This window comes from Gillisella vitis, assembly GCF_001541345.2.
In the GTDB taxonomy this organism is placed as follows: domain Bacteria; phylum Pseudomonadota; class Alphaproteobacteria; order Rhizobiales; family Rhizobiaceae; genus Allorhizobium; species Allorhizobium vitis.
This window is the reverse complement of record NZ_LMVL02000003.1, coordinates 766,029-789,458: the sequence shown is the minus strand read 5'-3', so window position 1 is coordinate 789,458 and position 23,430 is coordinate 766,029. Positions and strand designations below refer to the sequence as shown.

Annotated in this window: 19 protein-coding genes and 5 tRNA genes; 12 read left to right on the top strand and 12 right to left on the bottom strand. The window is 57.5% G+C overall.

Features of this window, described 5'->3' with window-relative positions; translation table 11 throughout:
* Positions 1–3: 3 nt before the first annotated feature.
* Together map and ASB66_RS13810 are read right to left on the bottom strand one after the other, a co-directional pair.
* On the bottom strand, positions 4–840 hold the full coding sequence (map, locus tag ASB66_RS13815) for a type I methionyl aminopeptidase (RefSeq protein ID WP_060716990.1): 837 nt from the start codon (positions 838–840) through the stop codon (positions 4–6).
* A 124-nt stretch (positions 841–964) separates the two neighbouring features.
* Positions 965–1,855, bottom strand: coding sequence for a LysR family transcriptional regulator (locus ASB66_RS13810; protein WP_060717068.1), 891 nt, complete (start codon positions 1,853–1,855; stop codon positions 965–967).
* 106 nt (positions 1,856–1,961) lie between these two features.
* Between ASB66_RS13810 and ASB66_RS13805 the strand changes: the two genes are divergently transcribed.
* Positions 1,962–2,999 (top strand): YeiH family protein, encoded by a 1,038-nt coding sequence (locus ASB66_RS13805; protein WP_060716989.1) that lies wholly within the window; start codon positions 1,962–1,964, stop codon positions 2,997–2,999.
* On the opposite strand, the gene sfsA is transcribed toward ASB66_RS13805, so the two are convergent.
* Both sfsA and ASB66_RS13795 read right to left on the bottom strand, forming a co-directional pair.
* A complete protein-coding gene (sfsA, locus tag ASB66_RS13800; protein ID WP_060716988.1) occupies positions 2,989–3,699 on the bottom strand; it encodes a DNA/RNA nuclease SfsA in 711 nt (236 codons plus the stop codon). The two genes, ASB66_RS13805 and sfsA, sit on opposite strands and share 11 nt — an antisense overlap.
* Before the next feature lie 24 nt (positions 3,700–3,723).
* On the bottom strand, positions 3,724–5,526 hold the full coding sequence (locus tag ASB66_RS13795; protein ID WP_060717067.1) for a PHA/PHB synthase family protein: 1,803 nt from the start codon (positions 5,524–5,526) through the stop codon (positions 3,724–3,726).
* Between the two features lie 395 nt (positions 5,527–5,921).
* Between ASB66_RS13795 and ASB66_RS13790 the strand changes: the two genes are divergently transcribed.
* The 4 genes from ASB66_RS13790 (at position 5,922) to recJ (ending at position 11,074) form a co-directional block, all read left to right on the top strand.
* The gene (locus ASB66_RS13790; protein ID WP_060716987.1) at positions 5,922–6,338 is read left to right on the top strand and encodes a hypothetical protein; all 417 of its coding nucleotides are present in this window, start codon (positions 5,922–5,924) and stop codon (positions 6,336–6,338) included.
* A 280-nt stretch (positions 6,339–6,618) separates the two neighbouring features.
* Positions 6,619–7,836, top strand: a complete 1,218-nt coding sequence (locus ASB66_RS13785) for an LL-diaminopimelate aminotransferase (RefSeq protein ID WP_015916051.1) — start codon at positions 6,619–6,621, stop codon at positions 7,834–7,836.
* A 72-nt stretch (positions 7,837–7,908) separates the two neighbouring features.
* Positions 7,909–9,231, top strand: coding sequence for a homoserine dehydrogenase (locus tag ASB66_RS13780; RefSeq protein WP_060716986.1), 1,323 nt, complete (start codon positions 7,909–7,911; stop codon positions 9,229–9,231).
* A 40-nt stretch (positions 9,232–9,271) separates the two neighbouring features.
* Positions 9,272–11,074: a single-stranded-DNA-specific exonuclease RecJ gene (gene recJ, locus ASB66_RS13775; RefSeq protein WP_060716985.1), complete on the top strand. Its 1,803-nt coding sequence runs from the start codon at positions 9,272–9,274 to the stop codon at positions 11,072–11,074.
* 763 nt (positions 11,075–11,837) lie between these two features.
* On the opposite strand, the gene ASB66_RS13765 is transcribed toward recJ, so the two are convergent.
* From ASB66_RS13765 to gloA, 5 genes are all read right to left on the bottom strand, one after another.
* A tRNA-Glu gene (locus ASB66_RS13765) sits at positions 11,838–11,912 on the bottom strand.
* Between the two features lie 176 nt (positions 11,913–12,088).
* Positions 12,089–12,163: transfer RNA gene (locus ASB66_RS13760), tRNA-Glu, on the bottom strand.
* Between the two features lie 212 nt (positions 12,164–12,375).
* A tRNA-Glu gene (locus ASB66_RS13755) sits at positions 12,376–12,450 on the bottom strand.
* A 102-nt stretch (positions 12,451–12,552) separates the two neighbouring features.
* Complete coding sequence (locus tag ASB66_RS13750) at positions 12,553–13,497, bottom strand: hypothetical protein (protein ID WP_060717832.1); 945 nt, start codon at positions 13,495–13,497, stop codon at positions 12,553–12,555.
* Between the two features lie 152 nt (positions 13,498–13,649).
* Positions 13,650–14,090: a lactoylglutathione lyase gene (gene gloA, locus ASB66_RS13745; RefSeq protein WP_060717831.1), complete on the bottom strand. Its 441-nt coding sequence runs from the start codon at positions 14,088–14,090 to the stop codon at positions 13,650–13,652.
* A 308-nt stretch (positions 14,091–14,398) separates the two neighbouring features.
* On the opposite strand from gloA, the gene ASB66_RS13740 reads away from it, so the two are divergent.
* From ASB66_RS13740 to ASB66_RS13720, 5 genes are all read left to right on the top strand, one after another.
* Entirely contained in the window at positions 14,399–14,977 is a 579-nt protein-coding gene (locus ASB66_RS13740; protein WP_015916056.1) for a cold-shock protein, read from the top strand.
* 25 nt (positions 14,978–15,002) lie between these two features.
* A complete protein-coding gene (locus ASB66_RS13735) occupies positions 15,003–15,470 on the top strand; it encodes a DUF192 domain-containing protein (protein ID WP_234613988.1) in 468 nt (155 codons plus the stop codon).
* Positions 15,471–15,566: 96 nt separating this feature from the next.
* Positions 15,567–15,643, top strand: a tRNA-Pro gene (locus tag ASB66_RS13730).
* Between the two features lie 85 nt (positions 15,644–15,728).
* On the top strand, positions 15,729–16,034 hold the full coding sequence (locus tag ASB66_RS13725) for an ETC complex I subunit (protein ID WP_060717829.1): 306 nt from the start codon (positions 15,729–15,731) through the stop codon (positions 16,032–16,034).
* A gap of 40 nt (positions 16,035–16,074) precedes the next feature.
* Positions 16,075–16,151, top strand: a tRNA-Arg gene (locus ASB66_RS13720).
* Positions 16,152–16,325: 174 nt separating this feature from the next.
* On the opposite strand, the gene ASB66_RS13715 is transcribed toward ASB66_RS13720, so the two are convergent.
* The 3 genes from ASB66_RS13715 to recG all read right to left on the bottom strand — a co-directional run bounded on the left by ASB66_RS13715 (position 16,326) and on the right by recG (position 19,145).
* Entirely contained in the window at positions 16,326–16,565 is a 240-nt protein-coding gene (locus ASB66_RS13715) for a hypothetical protein (protein WP_060717828.1), read from the bottom strand.
* Positions 16,566–16,795: 230 nt separating this feature from the next.
* The gene (locus ASB66_RS27010; protein ID WP_267889558.1) at positions 16,796–16,927 is read right to left on the bottom strand and encodes a hypothetical protein; all 132 of its coding nucleotides are present in this window, start codon (positions 16,925–16,927) and stop codon (positions 16,796–16,798) included.
* Between the two features lie 112 nt (positions 16,928–17,039).
* Positions 17,040–19,145, bottom strand: coding sequence for an ATP-dependent DNA helicase RecG (recG, locus tag ASB66_RS13710; RefSeq protein ID WP_060717841.1), 2,106 nt, complete (start codon positions 19,143–19,145; stop codon positions 17,040–17,042).
* Between the two features lie 372 nt (positions 19,146–19,517).
* On the opposite strand from recG, the gene ASB66_RS13705 reads away from it, so the two are divergent.
* Together ASB66_RS13705 and mfd are read left to right on the top strand one after the other, a co-directional pair.
* Positions 19,518–19,865 (top strand): FAD assembly factor SdhE, encoded by a 348-nt coding sequence (locus ASB66_RS13705; RefSeq protein WP_060717840.1) that lies wholly within the window; start codon positions 19,518–19,520, stop codon positions 19,863–19,865.
* On the top strand, positions 19,862–23,389 hold the full coding sequence (gene mfd, locus ASB66_RS13700; protein WP_114386611.1) for a transcription-repair coupling factor: 3,528 nt from the start codon (positions 19,862–19,864) through the stop codon (positions 23,387–23,389). Before ASB66_RS13705 ends, mfd begins: the two co-directional genes overlap by 4 nt.
* The last annotated feature ends 41 nt before the right edge of the window (positions 23,390–23,430 follow it).

The window sequence follows — 23,430 nt, the reverse complement described above, 5'->3', positions numbered from 1 at the left end:
TGCTTACCCTTGCAAGGGAGGCAGGCCCGGACGGTCCAGCCCGGCAGGCGACAGTGTGAAGATTTCGCAGCCGGACGAAGTAACGCCGACGGTGTGTTCATACTGCGCGGTCAACGACCGGTCGCGGGTCACCGCCGTCCAGCCATCGGCCAGCACCTTCACATGCGGCTTACCGAGATTGATCATCGGCTCGATGGTGAAAATCATGCCCTCACGCATTTCCGGGCCTTCGTCTGGCCGGCCATAATGCAGGATATTCGGGCTGTCGTGAAACAGTTGCCCAACCCCGTGGCCGCAGAAATCCCGTACCACGGAACAGCGCTGCGCTTCGGCAAAGCTTTGGATGGCGGCACCGATCGCGCCGGTTCGCGCTCCGGGCCTGACGGCCTCTATGCCGCGCATCAGGCATTCATGGGTGACTTCGAGCAGACGTTCGGCAGCGCGCTTGATTTCGCCGACCGGATACATCCGGCTGGAATCGCCGTGCCAGCCATCCACCACATAGGTGACGTCGATATTGACGATATCGCCTTCGCGCAAAGGTTTTTCATCGGGAATACCGTGGCAGACGACATGGTTGATCGAGGTGCAGACCGAATGCCGATAGCCGCGATAATTCAGGGTTGCAGGCAGAACACCGTTATCCATGCCAAAATCGAAGACAAACCTGTCGATTTCATTGGTGGTAACGCCGGGCTTCACCATCGGGGCCAGGGCGTCCAGGCAGCGGGCTGTGACCTGGCACGCCTTGCGCATCGCTTCGAAAGCATCCGCGCCATAAAGGCGGATCGCACCGGTGTTTTTGAGCGGCGCGGAAGCCGCGTCGATGTAATTTACCATTCCATTATCATCCCGCAATCAATTTCAGCTTTTTACATACCGCAGGCAAAGGTTGTTCGTCCATCACGATCCGCAGGGTACGATCAATTCTTAACCGCTTCCGGTCTGCTATACCCAGATCACTTTAATGGCTGTCGGGATCAGTCGTTAGTTGTAGGAAGGCACGGGCCGCGCCACTGATGCGCCTCTCACGGTGGCGAAGGGCGGTGAAGTGACGAGCCGGAAGCGGGATCGGAGCAATCTGCAATGCGCCGCTTGCCACAAGCGCTTGCACTGCCGACCGGGACAGCGCGCTGGCGCAGCCGCCAGCCCCAAGCGCCGATAGAACCGCTTCATTGGATGGAAAGGTCAAGGCCACCGTCAGCGACGCCGGTTCTATGTCCATCGCCTTCAATGCCTGCTCGAAATAGGCGCGCGTACCCGAACCCTGCTCCCGCAAGATCCAGGGCGTGGCCAGAATCGCCGCGTGCATATCTGCTGCGGGATCTGCCAGCGGATGACCGCAGGGGACCACGATGACCATCTCGTCTTCTGCGACCACCAGATGTGTCAATGTCTCCGAGGGTATTTCGGCCTCGACAAAGCCCAGTTCCGCTTTGCCCGTCTCAACTGCGTCAGCGACCGAGGCCGAATTGCCGATAGTCAGCGCCAGTTCGATATCCGGATGGAGGGCGTGAAACTGCATCATTTTGCGTGGCAGCCAATGGCTGGCCACCGTCTGGCTGGCATGGATGGTCAGCTTGCCCCGGCTCAACCCGCCCAACTCGGCTAGCACCAAGGCGGCATGGTTCGCTGCATCAAGCGTTGCGCGGGCCTCATCAATAAAGATCCGGCCTGCCTGGGTAAGCTCGATACCCCGCCCAACCCGGTCAAACAGCAGGACATCGTGATTGATCTCCAAGGCGCGGATAGCCGCGCTGACGGCAGACGGTGTCAGGCCGATTGCCTCTGCCGCCCGGGTGACATGCTGACGTTCAGCAACGGCAAGGAAAATGGTCAATTGTTCAAGCGTCATGGAGATCTCGATTGTGAAATTATTATGCATGAACTGTAGTCAATTATGCGTTGGAATAAAATGAATTCCCCATGCAAAACAGGCCAACCGATGGAAAGGTTTGAAAATGCGCCTGTTTCGCCCTGTTGTTTCGCTTGCGCCTGGGATTGCTTTGTCCAGTGCCGTTGCTTTGGGAGGCTATGCTCTTGCCTTTACGGTTCAGCGTGTCACGGGGCGGATGCCTGTGGATGCCCTGGTCTGGTGCATTGTACTCGGCACGCTGGTCAAAAGCCTGTTTATCCTGCCGGCGGTCGTGAACAAGGGTATTCACCTCTGCGCGAAAACCGTGCTGGAACTTGCCATTGTTCTTTTGGGTGCATCGGTCAGCCTCGGTCAGATCGCCGGGAGTGGGTTCACCCTGATAGCCTGGGTCATTGCCGTGCTCTGTTGCGGCTTGGTCAGCAGCTATTTGATCGGGCGTGTTATCGGATTGCCGCATCCGCTGGCGTTGCTGGTTGCCTGCGGCAATTCCATTTGCGGAAATTCGGCCATCATGGCGGCAGCCCCGGTGATTGGCGCCGATGCCGACGAGGTCGCATCGTCCATTGCCTTTACAGCCGTGCTTGGCATTCTCGTGGTGCTTCTGCTGCCGCTGGTGGCTTTTCAAGCCGGTCTGGACCCGCGACATTACGGAATTCTGGCGGGCATGACGGTCTATGCCGTTCCGCAAGTGCTGGCGGCCACAACGTCCTTCGGGCTTGTCAGCCTGCAAATCGGCACGCTGGTCAAACTGATCCGGGTGATGATGCTGGGGCCTGTCCTGCTGGGACTGGGCGTGGGTGCCAGAGGCATGGAAAGGGGAACGGGGCATGCTAACGAACACAAGATTGAGCATAATTTCTCATTTGCCCATCTGGCGCCCTGGTTCATCATCGGTTTTCTGGCATTGATGGTGGCGAGATCTCTGGATGCCCTGCCGCATGGTCTGTTGGAGCCTTCGCAGCATCTGTCGGGATTTCTCACCACCCTGTCCATGGCCGCACTTGGTCTCCAGGTTGATCTGCGCAGCCTGCTAGCGTTCGGGGGCAGGGTGCTGGCGGCGGGAAGCCTTTCCATCCTGGCACTGGGGGCGATTGCGCTGACGGCCATTCATTTCATGGCGTAGTCAGGCGCACGGGAACGCTGCATGCCGGAATGATCCCGCCCGGTGTGATCGTGCATTTCACCGCATAGGCTTCGACGCCCTGACTTATGGCGGCGTTAAAGGCCCGGCCATAGGCGGGATCGAGATCGGCGCAGATCGCCAGCGCATCGCAATCCTGCCGCTGGATCACATAGAGCATCGCCGCCCGCTTGCCTGCCGCCACCAGCTTGGCCATTTCGATTAGATGTTTCGCGCCTCTCGTGGTGACGCTATCTGGAAATTCCGCCAATCCAGTTTCCCTGATGAAATGGACGTTCTTCACCTCGACATAGCAATCCGCTTTGCCAGGACCCGACAACAGAAGGTCGATCCGGGAGTTCTCGCCATACCGCTGCTCGGTGCGGATCTGCGGATAGTGTAAGAGATCGCTGACCAGACCAGCGCGGATTGCCTCCTGCGCCAGACGATTGGGAAGGCTGGTATTGACACCGACCAATGTGCCATCGGCTTCGATCAACTCAAACCCATAGCGATACTTCCGGCCCGGCTTGTCGCTTTGCGACAGGTAAATACGGGAGCCGGGCGCGGTCAGTCCGCGCATCGAGCCAGTATTGGCGCAAAATCCGGTAATTTCGCTGCCGTCTTGTAACACCGCGTCGAAGAGAAAACGTTTGTAGCGTCGCACAAGCGTGGCCGCGACCAATGGTGGATCGAAAATCATGGCGGTTTTATCGTTCGGCCAATCTCAGACACGCTCCAGAACGTAAGCGCCCGGCGCATCCCCTATGGCATTCAGTGCCGTACCGCCCGGTTTGCGGGCCGCCACGCGGCGTTTGTCCAGTCCTTCGATCCATTTCTGCCAATGCGGCCACCAGGAGCCGGCGGTTTCCTCAGCCCCTGCCACCCAATCCTCAAATGTGCCCTCCGGCTTACCATTGGTCCAGAATTGGTATTTGCGCTTGTCGGGCGGATTGACCACGCCGGCGATATGACCGGACCCGCTCATCACATAGGTGACTGGACCGCCGAAGCACGCCGATCCGACAAAAACCGATTTCGCCGGGGCAATATGGTCTTCCTTGGTGGCGAGATTGTAGATCGGGATTTTCACGTCCTTCAGCGACAGGGTCTTGCCATCCAGCTGCATCTTGCCGCGCGCCAGATTGTTTTCCAGATAGCAATTGCGCAGGTAAAAGGAGTGATTGGCCGCCGCCATCCGCGTCGAATCGGCATTCCAGTACAAGAGATCGAAGGCGGTCGGGTCCTGACCCTTCAGGTAATTGTTGACGAAATAGGGCCAGATCAATTCGGACGAGCGCAGCATATTGAAGGCCGATGCCATTTTCGAGCCGTCCAGATAGCCCTTCTGCCGCATCTTTTCTTCCAGCCCGCTCACCTGTTCCTCGTCCACGAAGACTTTCAGGTCGCCTGCATGGGTGAAATCCACCTGGGTGGTGAATAATGTGGCGCTTGCAATACGGCTATTGCCTTCCTTGGCATGGAGCGCCATGGCAGCAGATAGCAGAGTGCCGCCAACGCAATAGCCGATGGCATTGACCTTCTTTTCGCCGGTGGCTTTCTCGACGGTGTCGAGAGCAAAATCCACGCCTTCGCGAATATAGGACAGCCAGTCCTTGCCCGCATGGCGTTGATCGGGATTGACCCAGGAGATCACGAAGACCGTGTGACCCTGGTCGACACAATATTTGATGAAGCTCTTTTCCGGGTTGAGATCGAGAATATAGAATTTGTTGATCCAGGGCGGGCAGATCAGCAGGGGCCGTTTCAGCACCTTGTCGGTGGCGGGTTCGTATTGAATGACCTCGCAGACATCGCTTTGGGCGACGACCTTGCCTGGCGTCAGCGCCATATTGGTGCCCAGCGCGAATTTGCTGGTGTCGGTCTGGCGCATCCGCAATTCGCCCTGACCGGCGGCCATGTCCTCGGCAAACATTTTCATGCCTTTGACCAGATTGGCACCGCTGGTGGCGACTGTCTCGCGGTAAAGCTGCGGATTGGTCATGACGAAATTGACCGGCGACAGCGCCGCCGTCATCTGCCGGACGTAGAACAGCGCTTTATGGCGCGCATGCTCGTCCATGCCTTGCGTATTTTCCACCAATTTCTCAGCCCAGTCGGACAAGACCAGATAGGCCTGGCGCAAAAAATCGAAGAACGGATTGCGTTGCCAGTCGGCATCCGCGAATCGCTTGTCCTTGATCGGTTCTGGTGGTGGAGGTGTTTGGGCAGGCATCGAAAGGCGGCTCAGGCTCTTCATCCAGACGCCGAACAGCGAGGTCATCAGATGCGTCTGCGCCTCCAGGCTGCGCTGCGGATCGGTCATCCAGTATTCCGCTACGCCTGACAGGGTCTTGACCAGTTCGACGGCGGGTTCCGCCACCGGATCGACAAGACCAGCTTTTTCACGCGGCGCGATCCAGGAGGAGGCCGCCTTGCCGAGGTTTTCAAGCGCCTTGGCGAGATTGACGGCCAGCGCTTCGGGGTCCTTGACGATATAGGGATCGATCAGGGAAGGGTCGAAACCCATTTGATTGAAACCGGCCTTTTCGGATTCAGAACCGTCAGCGTTGTTTGCTGTTTTGCTGGTTTTCTGCCCGGTTTCTTGGCTGGTTTCCGGCCCACATTCTGGCGTGTCGGACGCGGGACGGGATTGACCGGCGCGACCCTGGTCCTTCGATGCTGTGGTCAATGCCATCTCCCCTTGGCTCTTCTCTTTTTTATATTTGCGTATCTTGCCTGAAAATGACTACAAGTTCCAGACAGATGAAAGGTGTGGGTGTGGTTTGACTCACATGTTTTACAAGGTTTGCGCGTTTTGTCGCGGGTTATTCACGTTTGCGTTGCAAACAGCATCGTGTGAATAATCACACGGCTTATGCTGCTGTTTTTCCCGGTACCGGGCGAATTTGGTTGGGTTTGAATATGGTTTCGATCGTCTCTTTGGTTGGGCAGTCTTCGCGTTTGAACCTGGCTCTGCGCCTGGCGAAAGCCGGTGCGGCGGGATCTGGCATGGCCTGCCTGCTTGCGCTGGCCGGCTGCAATAGCACGACCGCCTCGCAGCCTGCCGTGCGCCAGGGCCATGTTGATGTGACGGTGACCGACAAGACCGACCCAGCCGCTGCGGCCTATACCACGCCGGATGGTTATCCGGATTTTTCACGTCCGTTGACGGCTGCCAATGTGCAGATGAGCAATGACGAGGCGAAGGACATGGGCAAGCGCCTGTCTTCGCTCTCTTATCTGCGCAAGACCGGGCAGATCAGCCAGGCGGAATATGAGCGCCGCGTTGAGGAAATGCGCAAGCTGGCGAAGACCAACGGTCAGGTTCAGGGCCAATAGGACAAGCCGTACCGCCCGCTTGTAAATAGCCCTTGCCTTGCATGGCATTTGGCCGCAAAGCAAATGCAATGTGACAGTTGCATTCTGCCATGTCGAATGTCCCCGGAACCGATGACGGGGCGGGACAGGGCAGGGTGCAGTTGGCCAAAATCTACCGCGAATCATTGCAATTTGCGGTATTGTCACTGCACCCCGATTTGCCAGATCCGTTTTCGGGGATGCTGCAATGGAAAACGGATCGTCCGCAAGGCGGGGAGCCTGCGGTTCAACGAGGTCTGAGATGGAAGAGTTTCACAAAGTCCGGCGTCTGCCGCCCTATGTTTTCGAACAGGTCAATCGTTTGAAGGCAAGCGCGCGAGCCGGTGGCGCTGATATCATCGATCTCGGCATGGGCAATCCCGATCTTCCGACCCCGCAGAACATTGTCGACAAGCTGTGTGAGGCCGTGCAGGACCCGCGCACTCATCGCTATTCGTCGTCTAAGGGTATTCCGGGGCTGCGCCGGGCGCAGGCCGCCTATTATGCCCGCCGTTTCAATGTGAAGCTCAATCCGGAAACCCAGGTGGTTGCGACACTGGGATCGAAGGAAGGCTTTGCCAATATGGCGCAGGCAATCACCGCGCCGGGTGATGTTATCCTTTGCCCCGATCCGACCTACCCGATCCATGCCTTTGGCTTCCTGATGACCGGCGGCGTGATTCGCTCCATCCCCGTCGAGCCGGATGAAACCTTCTTCCCGCCGCTGGAGCGCGCGGTGCGCCACTCGATTCCCAAGCCCCTGGCGCTGATCATCAACTATCCGTCCAATCCGACGGCGCGTGTCGCCTCGCTGGACTTCTACAAGGACGTGATCGCCTTTGCCAAAAAGCATGAGCTGATCGTGCTGTCGGATCTCGCCTATTCGGAGATCTATTTCGATGGCAACCCTCCGCCATCGGTATTGGAAGTGCCTGGTGCCATGGATGTGGCGGTTGAGTTCACCTCGATGTCGAAGACCTTCTCCATGCCCGGCTGGCGCATGGGCTTTGCGGTCGGCAATGAGCGGCTGATCAGTGCTTTGGCCCGTGTGAAATCCTATCTGGATTACGGTGCGTTCACGCCGATCCAGGTGGCCGCTACCCATGCGCTGAATGGCGATGGCACGGATGTTGCCGAAGTACGCAATATCTATAAGCGCCGTCGTGATGTGCTGGTCGAAAGCTTCGGCAAGGCCGGTTTCGAGGTACCGCCACCGGCGGCCACGATGTTTGCCTGGGCAAAAATTCCGGAAAAATTCCGGCATCTCGGCTCTCTGGAATTCTCCAAGCTTTTGGTGGAAAAGGCCGATATGGCCGTAGCACCGGGCATTGGCTTTGGCGAGCAGGGTGATGATTACGTCCGCATCGCACTGGTCGAAAACGAGCACCGCATCCGCCAGGCCGCCCGCAATCTGAAGCGGTTCCTGTCGACAGCGGACGACACGTTGCACAATGTTGTATCGCTCAACGCCCACCGTTGAGAATTTCTTATCGGAGCGGCCCATTCGCGGCCGCTCTCTTCCGAATATTGAAAAGCATATCAGGATTGTCTCATGGCTGATGCCCTTAAGATCGGCATTGCGGGTCTCGGAACCGTTGGTGCGTCACTGGCGCGTATTTTGCAAACCCGCACCCAAGCGCTTACCGTCGCCTGCGGTCGGCCTATTGCCATTTCTGCGGTTTCGGCACGCGACAAGACCCGCGATCGCGGCGTCGATCTTTCCGGTGTCACCTGGTTCGATAGCCCGGTCGAGATGGCTGAAAAGGCCGATATCGATGTGTTTGTCGAGCTGATCGGCGGTGCGGAAGGACCAGCCGAACATTCCGTTCGCGCGGCCCTTGGCCGTGGCGTGCATGTGGTCACCGCCAACAAGGCCCTGCTGGCCCGCCACGGTGTGGAACTGGCCAAGCTGGCGGAAGAAAAGGGCCTTTTGATCAACTATGAAGCTGCTGTCGCCGGTGGTATCCCGGTTATCAAGACGCTGCGCGAATCGCTGACCGGCAATGATTTTTCGCGCATTTACGGCATCATGAACGGCACCTGCAATTACATCCTCACCCGGATGGAAAAGGAGGGCTTGAGCTTTGCCGATTGCCTGGCTGAAGCCCAGCGTTTAGGCTATGCCGAGGCCGATCCGACCTTCGATATCGAGGGCAATGATACCGCGCACAAGCTGTCGATCCTGACCACGCTGGCCTTTGGCAGCCAAATTGCTGCCGACGAGATTTATCTCGAAGGCATCAGCAATATTTCCATCGACGACATCAACGCAGCCCGCGATCTTGGCTACCGAATCAAGCTGCTCGGCGTGGCGCAAAAGACCGCCACCGGTATCGAACAGCGCGTCCATCCGACCATGGTGCCGCTCGATTCGGTGATTGCCCAGGTCGATGGCGTGACAAATGCGGTGGCGCTGGAATCCGATATTCTCGGCGAATTGCTGATGGTCGGCCCCGGCGCCGGTGGCAATGCGACGGCATCCGCCGTGCTGGGTGACATTACCGATATCGCCAAAAGCCGCCCCGGCGCGCAGATGGTTCCGGTTTTGGGCCGCCCGGCGCATCTGCTTGAACCCTATGTTCAGGCTGAGATGACCCGGCATGAAGGTGGTTACTTCATCCGCCTGACCGTGGTCGATCGCACCGGCGTTTTCGCCAGTATTGCGACGCAGATGGCGGAAAACAACATTTCGCTCGAATCGATTGTCCAGCACTCCCAGACATCGTCTGATGCGGACCAAACTAAGACGATCATTCTCGTCACCCACGCTACATTGGAAAAATCCGTGCGCCAGGCCGTTGCCGCCATCAAGGAGGAAGGCTATCTGCTGGGTGAACCGCAAGTGATCCGCATCGAGCGGCCGAAAACAGCTTAGCTCCAGACTGTGGAGCGGCGATAACCGAGTTGCTTCATCAATGCTTGAACCCGCCGACCCGATCGAACGCGCCTTTTTGAATGTCGAGACCTCGGTCAGCGGTCAGCGCTGGGTGTCTCGGCTGGATCAGGCTGGGTTGAACCGATCACTGGCAATTGCGCAGGTGCATGGCATTCCCGATCTGGTGGCGCGGGTTCTGGCTGGGCGGGGCGTGCCGGTTGCCGATGCGCAAGCCTTTCTCGATCCGACCATCCGCGATTTGATGCCCGATCCGTCCAGCCTCACCGATGGTGACAAGGCCGCCGACCGGCTGGTGGCCGCAATCATGCGCTCTGAGCGCGTGGCGATTTTCGGTGATTATGATGTCGATGGTGCTGCTTCGTCGGCGCTTTTGTGGCGGTTTCTCGCGCATTTCGACATTGAAGCCGAAATCTATATTCCGGACCGAATTTTTGAAGGCTATGGCCCGAATGCTGGTGCCATCGGTCAGTTGATCGAGCGCGGCACGCAATTGATCGTCACGGTGGATTGCGGCTCGACAAGCCACGATGCCCTGGAGGAAGCCAGACGCCGAGGCGTGGATGTGGTGGTGATCGACCATCACCAGATGGGCCAGGATTTGCCCGCTTGTCTGGCGCTGGTCAATCCCAACAGGAGTGACGATCTGTCAGGGCAGGGCCATCTCTGCGCAGCGGGCGTGGTATTCATGGTGCTGGTCGGAACGCTGCGCAAGCTGCGTGAGGCTGGTCACGGAGCTGCGCGCTCGCTCGATCTGCTGGCCTGGCTGGATCTCGTGGCGCTGGCGACGGTCTGCGATGTCGTGCCGCTGAAGGGGTTGAACCGCGCCTATGTGGTGAAAGGCTTGATTGCTGCCCGCCATCAACAAAATGCCGGTCTTGCATCCCTTCTGAAGATCGCCGGGATTGGCGGCCCGGTAACACCCTATCATTTCGGTTTTCTGGTTGGACCACGAATCAATGCCGGTGGCCGGATCGGCGATGCGGCGCTGGGCAGCCGGTTGCTGACGCTGGACGACGCTGCCGAGGCCGATGAAATTGCCGCCCAACTGGACGACCTGAACCGCCAACGTCAGGCGATGGAAGCGCAGATGCTGGCCGAAGCCGAGGCCGAGGCCATGGCCGAATATGGCACCGGCGAGCGCGCCGCTGTGATTCTCACAGCACGGGAAGGCTGGCATCCCGGCATTGTCGGGCTCCTGGCGGCCCGTCTTAAAGAGCGGTTCCAGCGGCCTGCCTTTGCCATTGCCTTCGATGGCTCTGGCAAGGGGACAGGCTCCGGCCGGTCCATTGCCGGTTTTGACATGGGCAAGATGGTGCGTGCGGCGGTGGACAATGGCCTACTGGTCAAGGGCGGCGGCCACGCCATGGCAGCAGGGCTGACGGTGGATCGCGGCAATCTCGGCAAGCTGCGGGCGTTTTTTGATGAACAGGCGCAGGAAAAGGTCATGGCGCTTTCCACCAACAGGGCCTTGAAGATCGACGGTGCGGTTGGCGCATCCGGTGCGACGCTTGCGTTGATCGACCTCCTGGAAACCGCTGGCCCCTATGGCTCCGGCCATTCCCAACCGATCTTCGCCATCCCCGCCCACCGCATTCGCGATTCTCGGCTGATTGGCACCAGCCACGTCAAGGTCACGCTGGAAGCACCAGATGGCAGCCGAATCGACGGCATTGCCTTTCGCGCCAAGGAAACACCGCTCGGTGATCTCCTGCTTGGTCGCCGAGGCGACGCCGTGCATGTCGCCGGCTGCCTTGGAGCAGAACTCTGGCAAGGCACACGCCGTATTCAGATTCGCATTCTGGATGCAGCGCCAGCGTTTTGAGCGTGTTGAACATTGGGACGTCAGATAGTTCGATTAAGGAAAGAGTGCGGCCAAGACTACCCAGAAGATCAATCCAAAAAATAATCCCACGAACGCCGACATAGCGCTGTTTCCGGTAGAAGGAATAGGGCAAATACGATTATCGCATAAATCATGCGCAGCGAACCGGCGATGAATGCGATCCATTTGATAGTGCCTGTTATTGCTGGACTTCCAAAGAGAATTATACCGGCAATTATTGCCAGTAGAATGTTTGTTGTGGTTCTATCGCCTGTTTTGGTATCTCTTCAGGAGCGACGAGAGGTCCTCCCAAAGTATAGCAATACCGATAGAAAAGCTGCTAATCGGGACCATCCAGAATAGAATTTTGACAGGTCCACTGTGCTTTAGCATGTAGAAAAAGCCCCAAAAGCCCACAATAAGTAAAGCGAGTCCCAAAATGATCGAGATAACTTTACGCAAGCAATTTCCCCCAATGTACACCCCACTCCAAGCTTCTAGCTTATAACTGAATCAACGGAAATTCAATATTCTCTCTTTGGTTGTGGCTGTTGACAAAGGGGGGGGCGGTTCACCCAAAAGGATTTTAAGCCTCCTTGCACTGGACCTGTTACCCCAATGTGCAGGCCTAGGCCTATCTTTGAATGATCCCATTACTATGCGAGTGCTATCTTACCGACGGGATATCGTTCGCGCAAAGTCATGAGCGAACATATCACTCGCGCTTGGAAGCGATTGAATCATAGATGTGCTGGAGGTTCAGTGGCACGCCCTAGGGGAGTCGAACCCCTCTTTTCAGAATGAAAATCTGACGTCCTAACCGATAGACGAAGGGCGCGTGCTGTGGGGCCGCTTATAGGCAGACGGATGATTCATGGCAAGCAAAAAAATGAGCTTTTTCCGTAGGCTCAGTGATTTTTTTCATGCGATCTATTAACTGGCTGACCTTAGGTCGCGCAGTCTTTTCCGCTTCAATAAGCAGAATGCAGAAACGAATTTTCCAGGGAAACGCAGTGGCACGCCCTAGGGGAGTCGAACCCCTCTTTTCAGAATGAAAATCTGACGTCCTAACCGATAGACGAAGGGCGCGTGTTGCGTGCGGCTCTCTTAGTGCGAACGGACTTTAGCTGCAAGCGAATTTTTCAGCTTTACTGCCGATTTTTCCTTAGCCTGTGGAGAACCGCGAATGCAGGGCAACCCTACTTTGAATGGGTATCGGAATGTGCCTGGTCGAATCAGCACACTCAATCGTTATCTTTGAAACGATCAGTATTTCGCAAATATGTTGGAGAGTTAAGAAGTGGCACGCCCTAGGGGAGTCGAACCCCTCTTTTCAGAATGAAAATCTGACGTCCTAACCGATAGACGAAGGGCGCGTGCTGTGGCGCCCTTATAATCACGTGTTTGGAGGCTGGCAAGCACTGAAATCCAAAATTTTACGGAAAAATGACAGCCTGAAAAACGAGCCAGTCAGCCCGTCATTTGCGTATTTTGGCAAGGAATTTCTTAATGAAACTGTCCTTCGTCATGCCCTGAGCCCCAGGCGCGCCCTCGATTTTTTCCATTTCGGTCACGCCTGCCGAATTGGCCATGCCGGGTGCTGCGGTCGGCAGGCTTGTCTGCAACTGCGCTGGTACCGGTGACATCTGTTGTTGTGGCATCGTTGTCTGTTGCGCCTTTGGCACTGTACGAACCTTCTTCGGGTTCGGAGCGAGACCTGCGAGAATTTCCGCTTTTGAGGCCGGGCGTTGTTTAACAACAACCGGCGCCGGGGTAGGGGCGACCACAGGCTCTATCGGTTGATTGGCCTGCATCTGAGGCTGTGTTTGTGTTTGTGTTTGTGACGGTTCCATCGGCTTTTGTACGCTGTAAACGCTGTTTACCGTGGCCTGGAACGGACGAACAGGCATGTTCGGCGGCACAATGCTATTGGCGGGGCTATTGGCCGATGCAGTGCCGTCATCCGCTGGATGGGATGCGGAATAGAGCCCGGATGAGTTTGGCGATGCCGTCTGCTCAGGTCTGGACTGGTTCATCGCCACAACCTGTTCGGCTGACGGCCCGGAGGAGAGATTGGCGCTGGCATCAGTTCCGGCAGGGCCAGACACTGTTACTGGCTTACGATGGCCGGTATTGACCAGAGGATCGCGATACAAGCCACCCTTATTGGGCTGCGGCGAGACACTGGCTGGTTGCGCAGCCGTTTCCACGACATCCGCGTCGCCAATCGCGCCTTGTTCAACGACGGGAGGTGGGGTTTTCGTGGTCGCGCAGCCCGCCAGCAGGGCAAGGCCGAAAACGACGGCAATACTTGTTGACGCTGGCTTGCCATTCGCACCCTTAAAAAGCCTGGGCGCACCCTCGAAAAACATGGAATTGGCAGTCCAAGGCTTTTGCCCGAACAGACGGTTTGGGGACATCATGTCGCTCTCCTTGACGAGACCGCCCGGACCTATCGATGGGGCGGGCAGTGTCTATGGTTGGAGCGACCGTGACACAATGAGCTTGCGTCAGGCATGATGCCGCCGCGATCACGGCGGCATCGGCGATAGTGAATGCACGAATAAAACGCAGGCTACCAGGCGCCGGTATTGGGCATGGAGAGCCAAGGCTCTGCAGGTGCCAATGCGCCATTTTTCTGGAGGATTTCGATGGAAATGCCGTCTGGTGAGCGTACGAAAGCCATATGGCCATCGCGGGGCGGACGGTTGATCGTCACGCCATTATCCATCAATTTCTGGCAAATGGCGTAGATGTCATCCACTTCATAGGCAAGATGGCCGAAATTGCGCCCGCCGGCATAGTCTTCCGCATCCCAGTTATAGGTCAATTCGAGACATGGGGCCATGTCCTGGCTGGCTTTGGCCTTGTCTTCGTCGGCGGCAAGGAAAATCAGCGTGAAACGGCCCTTTTCATTGTCGATTCGGCGAACTTCGCTCATGCCGAACAAGTCGCAATAAAATTTCAGGGAGGCATCGACATCCTTGACCCTGACCATTGTGTGAAGATAGCGCATCTTGAAATTCTCCCTGTTGCATGCCGCATATGTCGCCTGAGAGCGACGGCTTCAAGCATTGTCATGGCCGTGCCTGAAAAAAATGACATCATGAGAGAAAATGACCGGCCCGAAGAAAATTGACTGAATAGACCAAGGGGAAAGCGGGAAATCTGCACTCGTCAGTTTCGAACAAGCTACAGGCGCGAAAAAGCAGATGCGAATAACTGAAACTAGGGCTTGCGCAACAGTATTAACAAAATGTTAATCTAGCCTTCGGGAATCAGTAAGCGTTATCCATGTTTGGCGTGTCGAGGGGCGGTTTAGAGATGGCGGATAGAATTTCAGCGAAAGAGTTCGTGGAATTCAGCGGGCTCTCGGAAGAGCCCCTGGATCTTGTCGAAATCACCGGTGTGGTGAAATGGTTCGACGTTGCCAAGGGTTTTGGCTTTATCGTACCGGATAATGGCATGCAGGACGTCTTGCTGCATGTGACCTGCCTGCGCCGGGACGGTTACCAGACTATCCTGGAGGGAACACGGATCGTCGCGCTGATCCATAAGCGCGACAGGGGATATCAGGCCTTCCGGGTTTTGTCGATGGACCAATCGACTGCGACGCATCCCTCACAAATGCCGCCTGTGCGGACCCACGTTCAGGTGACGCCATCGAGTGGGTTGGAGCGGGTTCTGGTCAAATGGTTCAATCGCACCAAGGGCTTTGGCTTCCTGACGCGGGGCGAGGGCACCGAGGACATTTTCGTTCACATGGAAACGCTGCGTCGATTCGGCTTGACAGAATTGCGGCCCGGACAGACAGTGCTGGTGCGCTTCGGCAATGGCGACAAAGGCCTGATGGCGGCAGAAATTCACCCGGACAACCCTGCGCCGCATGTTATGGCGCATTGATTGTCCCGTTTTGTGAGTGATGGGAATGCTGGTTTTTTATAGAAGCGCCTTTTGGGCGCTTTTTTTCTATATTGCACTTACACTATCCCCGGCCATGGCCGAGCAATTCCTCAAAGGCCCAGCTGTCATTCAGACGCCGACCGGTCAGCAGATTCGTCTGAAGATGGAATACGCGATCTCCGTTGCACAACGGGAGCAGGGCCTGATGGGCCGTACCAAGCTTGGCACGAATGAAGGCATGGTTTTCGATTTTGGCGACAGCCGTAATGTGGTGATGTGGATGAAAAACACGCCTTTGCCGCTGGATATGCTGTTTATCGATGAAAAAGGCTTGGTGACCGGGATTGCAGCACGCACAAAACCCTATTCCGAGGATTTGATACCTTCGCCTGGTCCGGTACGTTATGTGATTGAGCTGAATGGTGGGCGGGCACAGGCGCTTGGGATCGGTCCCGGCAGCATGGTTATACAGGGAATTGCCCCCCCTCCATAACGCTGCGAACAAAATCATGGAAAAGACGGTTTTTTTTGAGTTTTTCCTGTTGCGATTAAAGAGTGAACCGTGTATCTCCCCATCATTCGGCGGTCACGGAGTGTAGCGCAGTCTGGTAGCGCATCTGGTTTGGGACCAGAGGGTCGGGAGTTCGAATCTCTCCACTCCGACCATTCTTCCGGCGAATCCTTTCGCTGGAAGATGACGGCGAGGAAGGGAAGAGATATAGTCTCTTCGTTTTCATGAGGAATCGGAATTATGTCCGCTAAGATTTACCGCCCTGCAAAAACAGCCATGCAATCCGGAAAAGCCAAGACCCATCTATGGGTTCTTGAATTCGATGCATCCGAACCTCGGACGATCGACCCGATGATGGGCTATACCAGCTCCGGCGATATGCTCCAGCAGGTCAAGCTGACGTTTGAAACGCAGGAATTGGCCGAAGCCTATGCCCAGCGTAACAACATCGATTATCGCGTCATTCCGCCAAAGGAACCACGCCGCCAGTCGGTTTCCTACACAGACAATTTCCGCTTCAGCCGCCTCCAGCCCTGGACGCATTAATCCCATCTGCTGATGCCCCTGGCCCGTACGGGCCAACTTAGGCCCCTTAGCTCAGCTGGATAGAGCACCTGCCTTCTAAGCAGGTTGTCGCAGGTTCGAGTCCTGCAGGGGTCGCCAATCCTCCAGTATTTTCTCATAATTGTTTGAAATATATTGATGCTTTGAGTTTGGCATACCGCCCAACACAGTGCGTTTTTGAGAGGTCGATTTTTGGGATGCCCAAGTGTCGCGTCCTCAAAAGCGGAAATGACATCGCGATCTTTGGAAAATTTGGTTTGATGCGCTGCTCAATCAGTCCGGCATCAAGTCCGAGATCTGTCCGTGCGATACCAGTAAGCGTGGGTTCGTCATGCTTCCATTTTCTTCATCGATTGTGACCGCGTATGCGGCAACGCCAATGTAGCGAGCTGCCATAGCGCCAGCAATTTTCTCTGCTGAAGCCACGCTTGATGCTTGGCGCATATCACCCGGCACAATACCGGCGCGGTTCTTTTTAAACTGCACGACAATAATTTTTTCAGCGTCAGACATGTTATGATCTTCTCTCGTTTGTTCTTCTTATGTTCTTTTTTCGGGAAGAGTCAACGCCGTTTTTTACGTATCAATTGAAACGCGGTGAGCAAAATTATTCGGGTTGCCATTTGTGGCGAACCAGTCGCCGCAAACGGAAGTCGCGGCGGCTGGCCAAAGTGGGTGAACGTGATTTAGAAATTGCGAAGAACTGGTGTTTGTCCGGCCTTGCTTTGGCAGGCCTTCCGCACTTACTTCTTTTTTGTCGAGGATTCGCTGTTCTTGACCTGTGAGCCGAGCGTGGGCGCTACGGCTTTATCAACTGTCTTGTCCTTCTTCGGCTTGCGCGTTTCCTTGTTGCCGCGTACCTGACCTTTAGCCATTGTCGTTTCCTCCGTGTTGAGAATGACAGCTAGCCGCGATTGCCGGGTGAATAGCAAGCGAAATCCGACGGATGAGCAGTGCCTCAAACGTGTTTGCCTACCTTGTCATTCCTCATCCAGCCCGCAAGAACCGGACAGCTTCATCGCGGCGGTGCAGGTAGAGCAATGTGCGCACAGCTTCGCCGCGTGCCGAGGTCAGGTCGGGGTCGCGTTCCAGCAGATAGGCGGCGTCCTTGCGGGCGATTTCCAGGAGGTCGGCATGGTGTTCCAGGCTGGCGATGCGAAAGCCGGGCGTGCCGGATTGGCGGGTGCCGAGCAACTCGCCTTCGCCGCGCAGTTTCAGGTCTTCTTCGGCAATCAGGAAGCCATCCTCGCTGTCGCGCAGGATTGACAAGCGGGCCTTGCCGGTTTCGCCCAGCGGGCCTTTGTAAAGAAGGATGCAGGATGAAGCTTCCGCGCCGCGTCCGACCCGGCCACGCAACTGGTGCAGTTGCGCAAGGCCGAAGCGTTCGGCATGTTCGATCACCATGATTGTCGCGTCCGGTACGTCCACGCCGACTTCCACCACTGTGGTTGCTACCAGCAGCCGCGTTTCACCGCTCTTGAAAGCCAGCATGGCAGCGTCTTTTTCCTCGCCTTTCATGCGGCCATGCACGAGGCCAATCGGTGCCTTGAGGCACATTTTCAGCACCTCGAAGCGCTCCTCCACCGACATCAGTTCCGATTCCTCGGTCTCTTCGACCAGAGGGCAGATCCAATAGGCTTTTTTGCCGGAAGCAATCGCGGCCTGGAGCCGGTCAACGATATCGCCGATTCGCTCCACCGGCACGGTCACGGTCTGGATCGGCTTGCGCCCCGCCGGTTTCTCGGTGAGCTTGGAGACATCCATGTCACCGAAGGCGGCCAGAACCAGCGTGCGGGGAATGGGCGTGGCGGTCATAACAAGCATATGCGGCGAAACGCCCTTGGCCGTCAGCCGCAGCCGCTGGTGTACACCGAAGCGGTGCTGCTCATCCACCACGGCCAGCATGAGATTGTGATAATTGACCGAATCCTGAAACAGCGCATGGGTGCCGATGACGATTTGTGCCGCGCCGGAGGCGATTCGCTCCAGCACCGCTTCGCGCTCGCGGCCCTTGGTGCGTCCGGTCAGCACATCGACGGCAATTCCGGCAGCAGCCGCCATTTTCGAAAGCGTGGCGTGATGCTGGCGCGCCAGAATTTCGGTTGGCGCCATCAGCACGGCCTGGCCGCCGTTTTCCACCACAGCCGCCATCGCCAGCAGCGCCACCAGCGTCTTGCCCGCGCCGACGTCGCCCTGGACCAGGCGCAACATGCGGCTGTCGCTTTCCATATCTCTCAAGATATCGGCAACAGCATCCTTCTGGCTCTTGGTGGGGGTAAAGGGCAGGGCGGCAAGGATTTTTCCGCTTAATTCCCCCGTGGCGCGAACCGGCGTTCCCGCCACCTTGCGCAAACGTTGACGCACCAGTGCCAGTGAGACCTGTCCGGCTAGAAACTCGTCATAGGCCAGCCTGCGCCGGGCCGGGGCCTGCGGGTCCACATCCTTTTCATCGCGGGGGCTGTGCAACCGCTCGAAACTTGGTTTGACAGCGTCGAAACCTTGTTTTGTCACCAGTGCCGGATCGATCCATTCGGCAAAATCCGGCAGGCGTTCTACCGCGTGGTCTACCGCTTTTTTCAGCACTTTCGGTGAAAGGCCCGCCGTTAGCGGATAGACCGGCTCGACCAGCGGCATAGCCGCCGCTTCGCTGGCCTTGACCATGAAATCCGGATGGACCATCGAGGGGCGGCCATTGAACCAGTCGATTTTTCCCGAAACGGTGATGATCTCATCGACCGGCAAGGCTTTTTCCAGCCAATTGCCCTTGGCGCGGAAGAAGGTCAGCACTAATTCACCGGTCTCGTCATGCAGGAAAACCCGGTAGGGCGCGTTACGATTTTCCTTAGGCGCAGGTGTGTGGCGGTCCACTCGGCCCGTCACTGTCACGATGGCGCCTTGCGGCGCGCGGGCTATGCCCGGCTGATTGCGTCGGTCGATCAGGCGATGCGGGCTTAAGAACAGCAGATCGACAACGCGCGTATCCTCGGCGTCTTCGCGCCCCAACAGGCTCGCCAGCAATTGCGCCAGCTTCGGACCAACGCCCGGCAGGGTGGAAACGGAAGCGAACAGGGGATCGAGCAGGGATGGACGCATGATGGCGGCAAAATGCCGTGTGATGAGGCGCATTGCAAGGCTGACAAGGCAATTGTGAGCGGGTATACAGCATCGGACCGAAAAGTGGGAACCGGTTTTCGGGGATATCCGATGCGGTGAGAAAAGCATCGGACTGAAAAGTGGCTACCGGTTTTCGGGAGGGTGATGTTGTGAGAAAGCATCTGGTTCTCGGCTTCGCCGCCCCCTCATCCGCCTGCCGGCACCTTCTCCCCGATGGGGAGAAGAAAGCAAGAGCCGTTGCGGAGGTGGGGTGAGGGAAGCCGCATGCTTCGTCATGACTTGCGAGAACCGGTCTACGAGAAAATTCGATGCGAAGCCAAGAGGTTCAGCATCAACAGGAAGGTGAATGACATGACTGGTCTGGTTCGCAGCAGCGCCGATCTCGATCCCCGCCGCAGGCGTATTCTGTTTCGCTGCTGGCATCGGGGTATCCGGGAGATGGATCTGATGCTCGGCCAGTTTGCCGAAGCCGAGATCAGTGCGCTCAACGATGCTGAGCTGGATGATCTCGAACTGATCATGGCGGAAGAAGATAATGACCTGATCAGCTGGATCAATGGTGCCGCCCCTGTGCCCGCCCATATGCAGATCCCTTTGTTTGACCGCATTGCCGCCACCCGCCCTGATTTTTCGCCTGTCGATGGTTCGGCCATTGCATTGTCGTCCAGGCCTGATGCGAGTGCTGTGACCGAAAAATGATTTCCCTGTTTGATGCAAAGAAGACGGCAGCGGCTGCGTCCGCTGTCACCCTCTCGCCTGTGCCTGATGGCATGGACGCTTTTCTGGTGGCGGAACTGGCGCGGCAGGGCAGGCCTGTCGCCTATCTTCTGTCGGATTCCAGCCGGATGAACGATATCGAGCAGATGCTCGGCTTCTGTGCGCCGGAAATTCCGGTGCTGACTCTGCCTGCCTGGGATTGTCTGCCCTATGACCGGGTATCGCCCAGCGCCGATATTTCCGCCCGCAGGCTTTCGGCACTGTCGGGTTTGATTGCCCATGCGCGAAAGCCGCATCCGGGCATTGTTCTTGTCACCGCCAATGCCATGCTGCAAAAGCTGGCACCGGCTGATGTTATTGAAAGCCTGTCCTTTTCGGCCCGCCCCGGCAATCAGGTGAAGATGGACGACATTGCCGCCCGCTTGTCGCGCAACGGCTTTGAGCGCGTCGATACGGTGCGCGAAGTCGGCGAATATGCGGTGCGTGGTGGCATTCTCGATGTGTTCGTGCCGGGCTCTGAGGAGCCGGTGCGGCTGGATTTCTTCGGCGATACGCTGGAAAGCATTCGCAGTTTCGATCCGGCCAGCCAGCGCACAATTGGTCAGGTCCGCTCGCTGGACCTTAACCCGATGAGCGAAGTGACGCTGACGCCGGAAAGCATCAGCCGGTTTCGCAAGAATTATCTTTCGCTGTTTGGCGCGGCCACCCGCGACGATGCGCTTTACACTGCTGTGTCCGAAGGCCGCCGTTATGCGGGCATGGAACACTGGATGCCGCTGTTTCATGAAAAGCTGGAAACGGTGTTCGATTATCTCAGCGATTTCCGGGTGGTGCTCGACCATACGGTGCGCGAATCCGCCGAAGAACGCGGCAAGCTGATCCGTGACTATTACGAGGCGCGTTTGAACAGCGCGACGCCGGGCAAGGGCCATTTGGCCCAAGGCACGCCTTATAAACCGATACCGCCGGAATATCTGTATCTGGGGGCGGCGGAGTTTGCCAAGAAGCTTGAAGCGCTCAACCCGATCCGCCTGACACCATTTGCCGAGCCGGATAGCGAAGGCCGCAAGATTGTCGAACTCTCGGCGCGCTCCGGCCCGCGCTGGGCGAAACTGGCCGCGCAGGAGAGCAGCGAAACCAAGGCTGATGGCGAGGCGCAGCGGGTCAATGTCTTTACCCAGGCGGTAAAATACATTGCCGACAAGCGGGCCTCCGGCTCAAAAGTGTTGATTACTGGCTGGTCGGAGGGGTCTCTCGACCGGCTGTTGCAGGTGTTGAACGAGCACGGGTTGGAGCGGCTGAAGCCGGTCTCGGCGCTGAAGGATCTCGATCAGCTTGGCAAGGGTGAGGCGGCAACCGCCGTTCTGGCGCTTGAAGGCGGGTTCGAGGCCAACGAACTTGTAGTGGTCGGCGAGCAGGATATTCTCGGCGACCGCATGGTGCGCCGGTCCAAGCGCCGCAAGCGGGCTGCCGATTTCATTTCCGAAGTTGCCGGACTGGATGAAGGCTCGATTGTTGTCCATGCCGAGCATGGCATTGGCCGGTTTATCGGATTGCGCACCATTCAGGCAGCAGGCAGCCAGCATGCCTGTCTGGAGCTGCAATATGCCGATGAGGCCAAGCTGTTCCTGCCGGTCGAAAATATCGAACTTCTGTCGCGCTACGGCTCGGAGGGCAGCGAGGCTCAACTGGACAAGCTAGGCGGCGGCGCCTGGCAGATGCGTAAAGCCAAGCTGAAGAAACGGCTGCTGGATATGGCAGGCGGGCTGATCCGCATCGCCGCCGAGCGGATGATGCGGTCTGCGCCGGTGCTTGCCACGACTGAAGGTTTTTACGACGAGTTCGCGGCCCGGTTCCCCTATGAGGAGACCGAGGACCAGATGAACGCCATCGAGGCGGTGCGCGGTGATCTGGCTGCCGGACGTCCAATGGATCGGCTGATCTGCGGCGATGTCGGCTTCGGCAAGACGGAAGTGGCGCTGCGCGCCGCCTTCGTGGCAGCGATGAACGGTATCCAGGTGGCGGTCGTGGTGCCAACCACGCTGCTGGCCCGCCAGCATTTCAAGACGTTTTCCGAGCGGTTTCGCGGCTTGCCTATTCGTATCCAGCAGGCATCGCGGCTGGTGGGCACCAAGGAACTGAACCTCGTCAAGAAGGAAGTGGCCGAGGGCAAGACCGATATCGTCGTCGGTACCCATGCTCTTCTGGGGTCGGGCATCAAATTCGCCAATCTTGGCCTGCTGGTGATCGATGAAGAGCAGCATTTCGGTGTCAAGCACAAGGAACGGCTGAAAGAGTTGAAGAGCGATGTGCATGTGCTGACGCTATCGGCGACGCCCATTCCGCGCACCCTGCAGCTGGCGATGACCGGCGTGCGCGAATTGTCGCTGATCACCACGCCGCCAGTGGACCGCATGGCGGTGCGCACCTTCATTTCACCCTTCGATCCCCTGGTGATCCGTGAAACGCTGATGCGTGAACATTATCGTGGCGGGCAGAGCTTCTATGTCTGCCCGCGTCTGGCGGATCTTGCCGATATCAAGGCATTTCTCGATTCGGATGTGCCGGAATTGAAAGTGGCGATTGCTCATGGCCAGATGGCAGCGGGCGAACTGGAAGACATCATGAACGCCTTTTATGAAGGCCGCTACGATGTTCTGCTGTCCACCACCATCGTCGAATCCGGTCTGGACGTGCCGACCGCCAACACGCTCATTGTCCATCGCGCCGACATGTTCGGTCTCGCCCAGCTCTACCAGATCCGGGGCCGGGTCGGACGCTCCAAGGTCCGGGCCTTCGCGCTGCTGACCTTGCCGGTCAACAAGGTGCTGACGACCAGCGCCGAACGGCGACTGAAAGTGTTGCAATCGCTGGATACGCTGGGCGCGGGCTTCCAGCTCGCCAGCCACGATCTTGATATTCGCGGCGCTGGCAATTTGCTGGGTGAGGAACAATCCGGCCACATCAAGGAAGTCGGCTTCGAGCTTTACCAGCAAATGCTGGAGGAGGCTGTGGCCGAGGTGAAGGGCGAGGACGAAGTGGTCGATAGCGGCTGGTCGCCGCAAATTCAGGTCGGCACCTCGGTGATGATCCCCGACGAATACGTGCCAGACCTACATCTGCGTCTTGGCCTGTATCGCCGCCTGGGCGAATTGACCGAGTTGAACGATATCGATGGCTTCGGCGCCGAGTTGATCGACCGTTTCGGACCGCTGCCAGCGGAAGTGCAGAACCTGTTGAAGGTTGTTTACGTCAAGGCGCTGTGCCGCAAGGCCAATGTTGAAAAGCTGGAAGCCGGACCGAAGGGCGTGGTGGTGCAGTTCCGCAACAAGCTGTTCCCCAACCCGGCAGCTTTGGTCGGCTTCATCGCCAAACAGGGCAGCATGGCCAAGATCCGCCCCGACCATAGCGTCTTCCTGACCCGAGATCTGCCGACGCCGGAAAAGCGGTTGGCTGGTGCGGCGACTATCATGGCGCAATTGGCTGAACTGGCCAAGGTGAAGTGAGAGCAGAGGCGGTCCATCGACCGCCTCCAGGCCACCGCTGA

Bases quoted from the DNA above. Each gene is read 5' to 3' on its own strand.
- map (WP_060716990.1), bottom strand. From the start codon at position 840: ATGGTAAATTACATCGACGCGGCTTCCGCGCCGCTCAAAAACACCGGT.
- ASB66_RS13810 (WP_060717068.1), bottom strand. From the start codon at position 1,855: ATGACGCTTGAACAATTGACCATTTTCCTTGCCGTTGCTGAACGTCAG.
- ASB66_RS13805 (WP_060716989.1), top strand. From the start codon at position 1,962: ATGCGCCTGTTTCGCCCTGTTGTTTCGCTTGCGCCTGGGATTGCTTTG.
- sfsA (WP_060716988.1), bottom strand. From the start codon at position 3,699: ATGATTTTCGATCCACCATTGGTCGCGGCCACGCTTGTGCGACGCTAC.
- ASB66_RS13795 (WP_060717067.1), bottom strand. From the start codon at position 5,526: ATGGGTTTCGACCCTTCCCTGATCGATCCCTATATCGTCAAGGACCCC.
- ASB66_RS13790 (WP_060716987.1), top strand. From the start codon at position 5,922: ATGGTTTCGATCGTCTCTTTGGTTGGGCAGTCTTCGCGTTTGAACCTG.
- ASB66_RS13785 (WP_015916051.1), top strand. From the start codon at position 6,619: ATGGAAGAGTTTCACAAAGTCCGGCGTCTGCCGCCCTATGTTTTCGAA.
- ASB66_RS13780 (WP_060716986.1), top strand. From the start codon at position 7,909: ATGGCTGATGCCCTTAAGATCGGCATTGCGGGTCTCGGAACCGTTGGT.
- recJ (WP_060716985.1), top strand. From the start codon at position 9,272: ATGCTTGAACCCGCCGACCCGATCGAACGCGCCTTTTTGAATGTCGAG.
- ASB66_RS13750 (WP_060717832.1), bottom strand. From the start codon at position 13,497: ATGATGTCCCCAAACCGTCTGTTCGGGCAAAAGCCTTGGACTGCCAAT.
- gloA (WP_060717831.1), bottom strand. From the start codon at position 14,090: ATGCGCTATCTTCACACAATGGTCAGGGTCAAGGATGTCGATGCCTCC.
- ASB66_RS13740 (WP_015916056.1), top strand. From the start codon at position 14,399: ATGGCGGATAGAATTTCAGCGAAAGAGTTCGTGGAATTCAGCGGGCTC.
- ASB66_RS13735 (WP_234613988.1), top strand. From the start codon at position 15,003: ATGCTGGTTTTTTATAGAAGCGCCTTTTGGGCGCTTTTTTTCTATATT.
- ASB66_RS13725 (WP_060717829.1), top strand. From the start codon at position 15,729: ATGTCCGCTAAGATTTACCGCCCTGCAAAAACAGCCATGCAATCCGGA.
- ASB66_RS13715 (WP_060717828.1), bottom strand. From the start codon at position 16,565: ATGTCTGACGCTGAAAAAATTATTGTCGTGCAGTTTAAAAAGAACCGC.
- ASB66_RS27010 (WP_267889558.1), bottom strand. From the start codon at position 16,927: ATGGCTAAAGGTCAGGTACGCGGCAACAAGGAAACGCGCAAGCCGAAG.
- recG (WP_060717841.1), bottom strand. From the start codon at position 19,145: ATGCGTCCATCCCTGCTCGATCCCCTGTTCGCTTCCGTTTCCACCCTG.
- ASB66_RS13705 (WP_060717840.1), top strand. From the start codon at position 19,518: ATGACTGGTCTGGTTCGCAGCAGCGCCGATCTCGATCCCCGCCGCAGG.
- mfd (WP_114386611.1), top strand. From the start codon at position 19,862: ATGATTTCCCTGTTTGATGCAAAGAAGACGGCAGCGGCTGCGTCCGCT.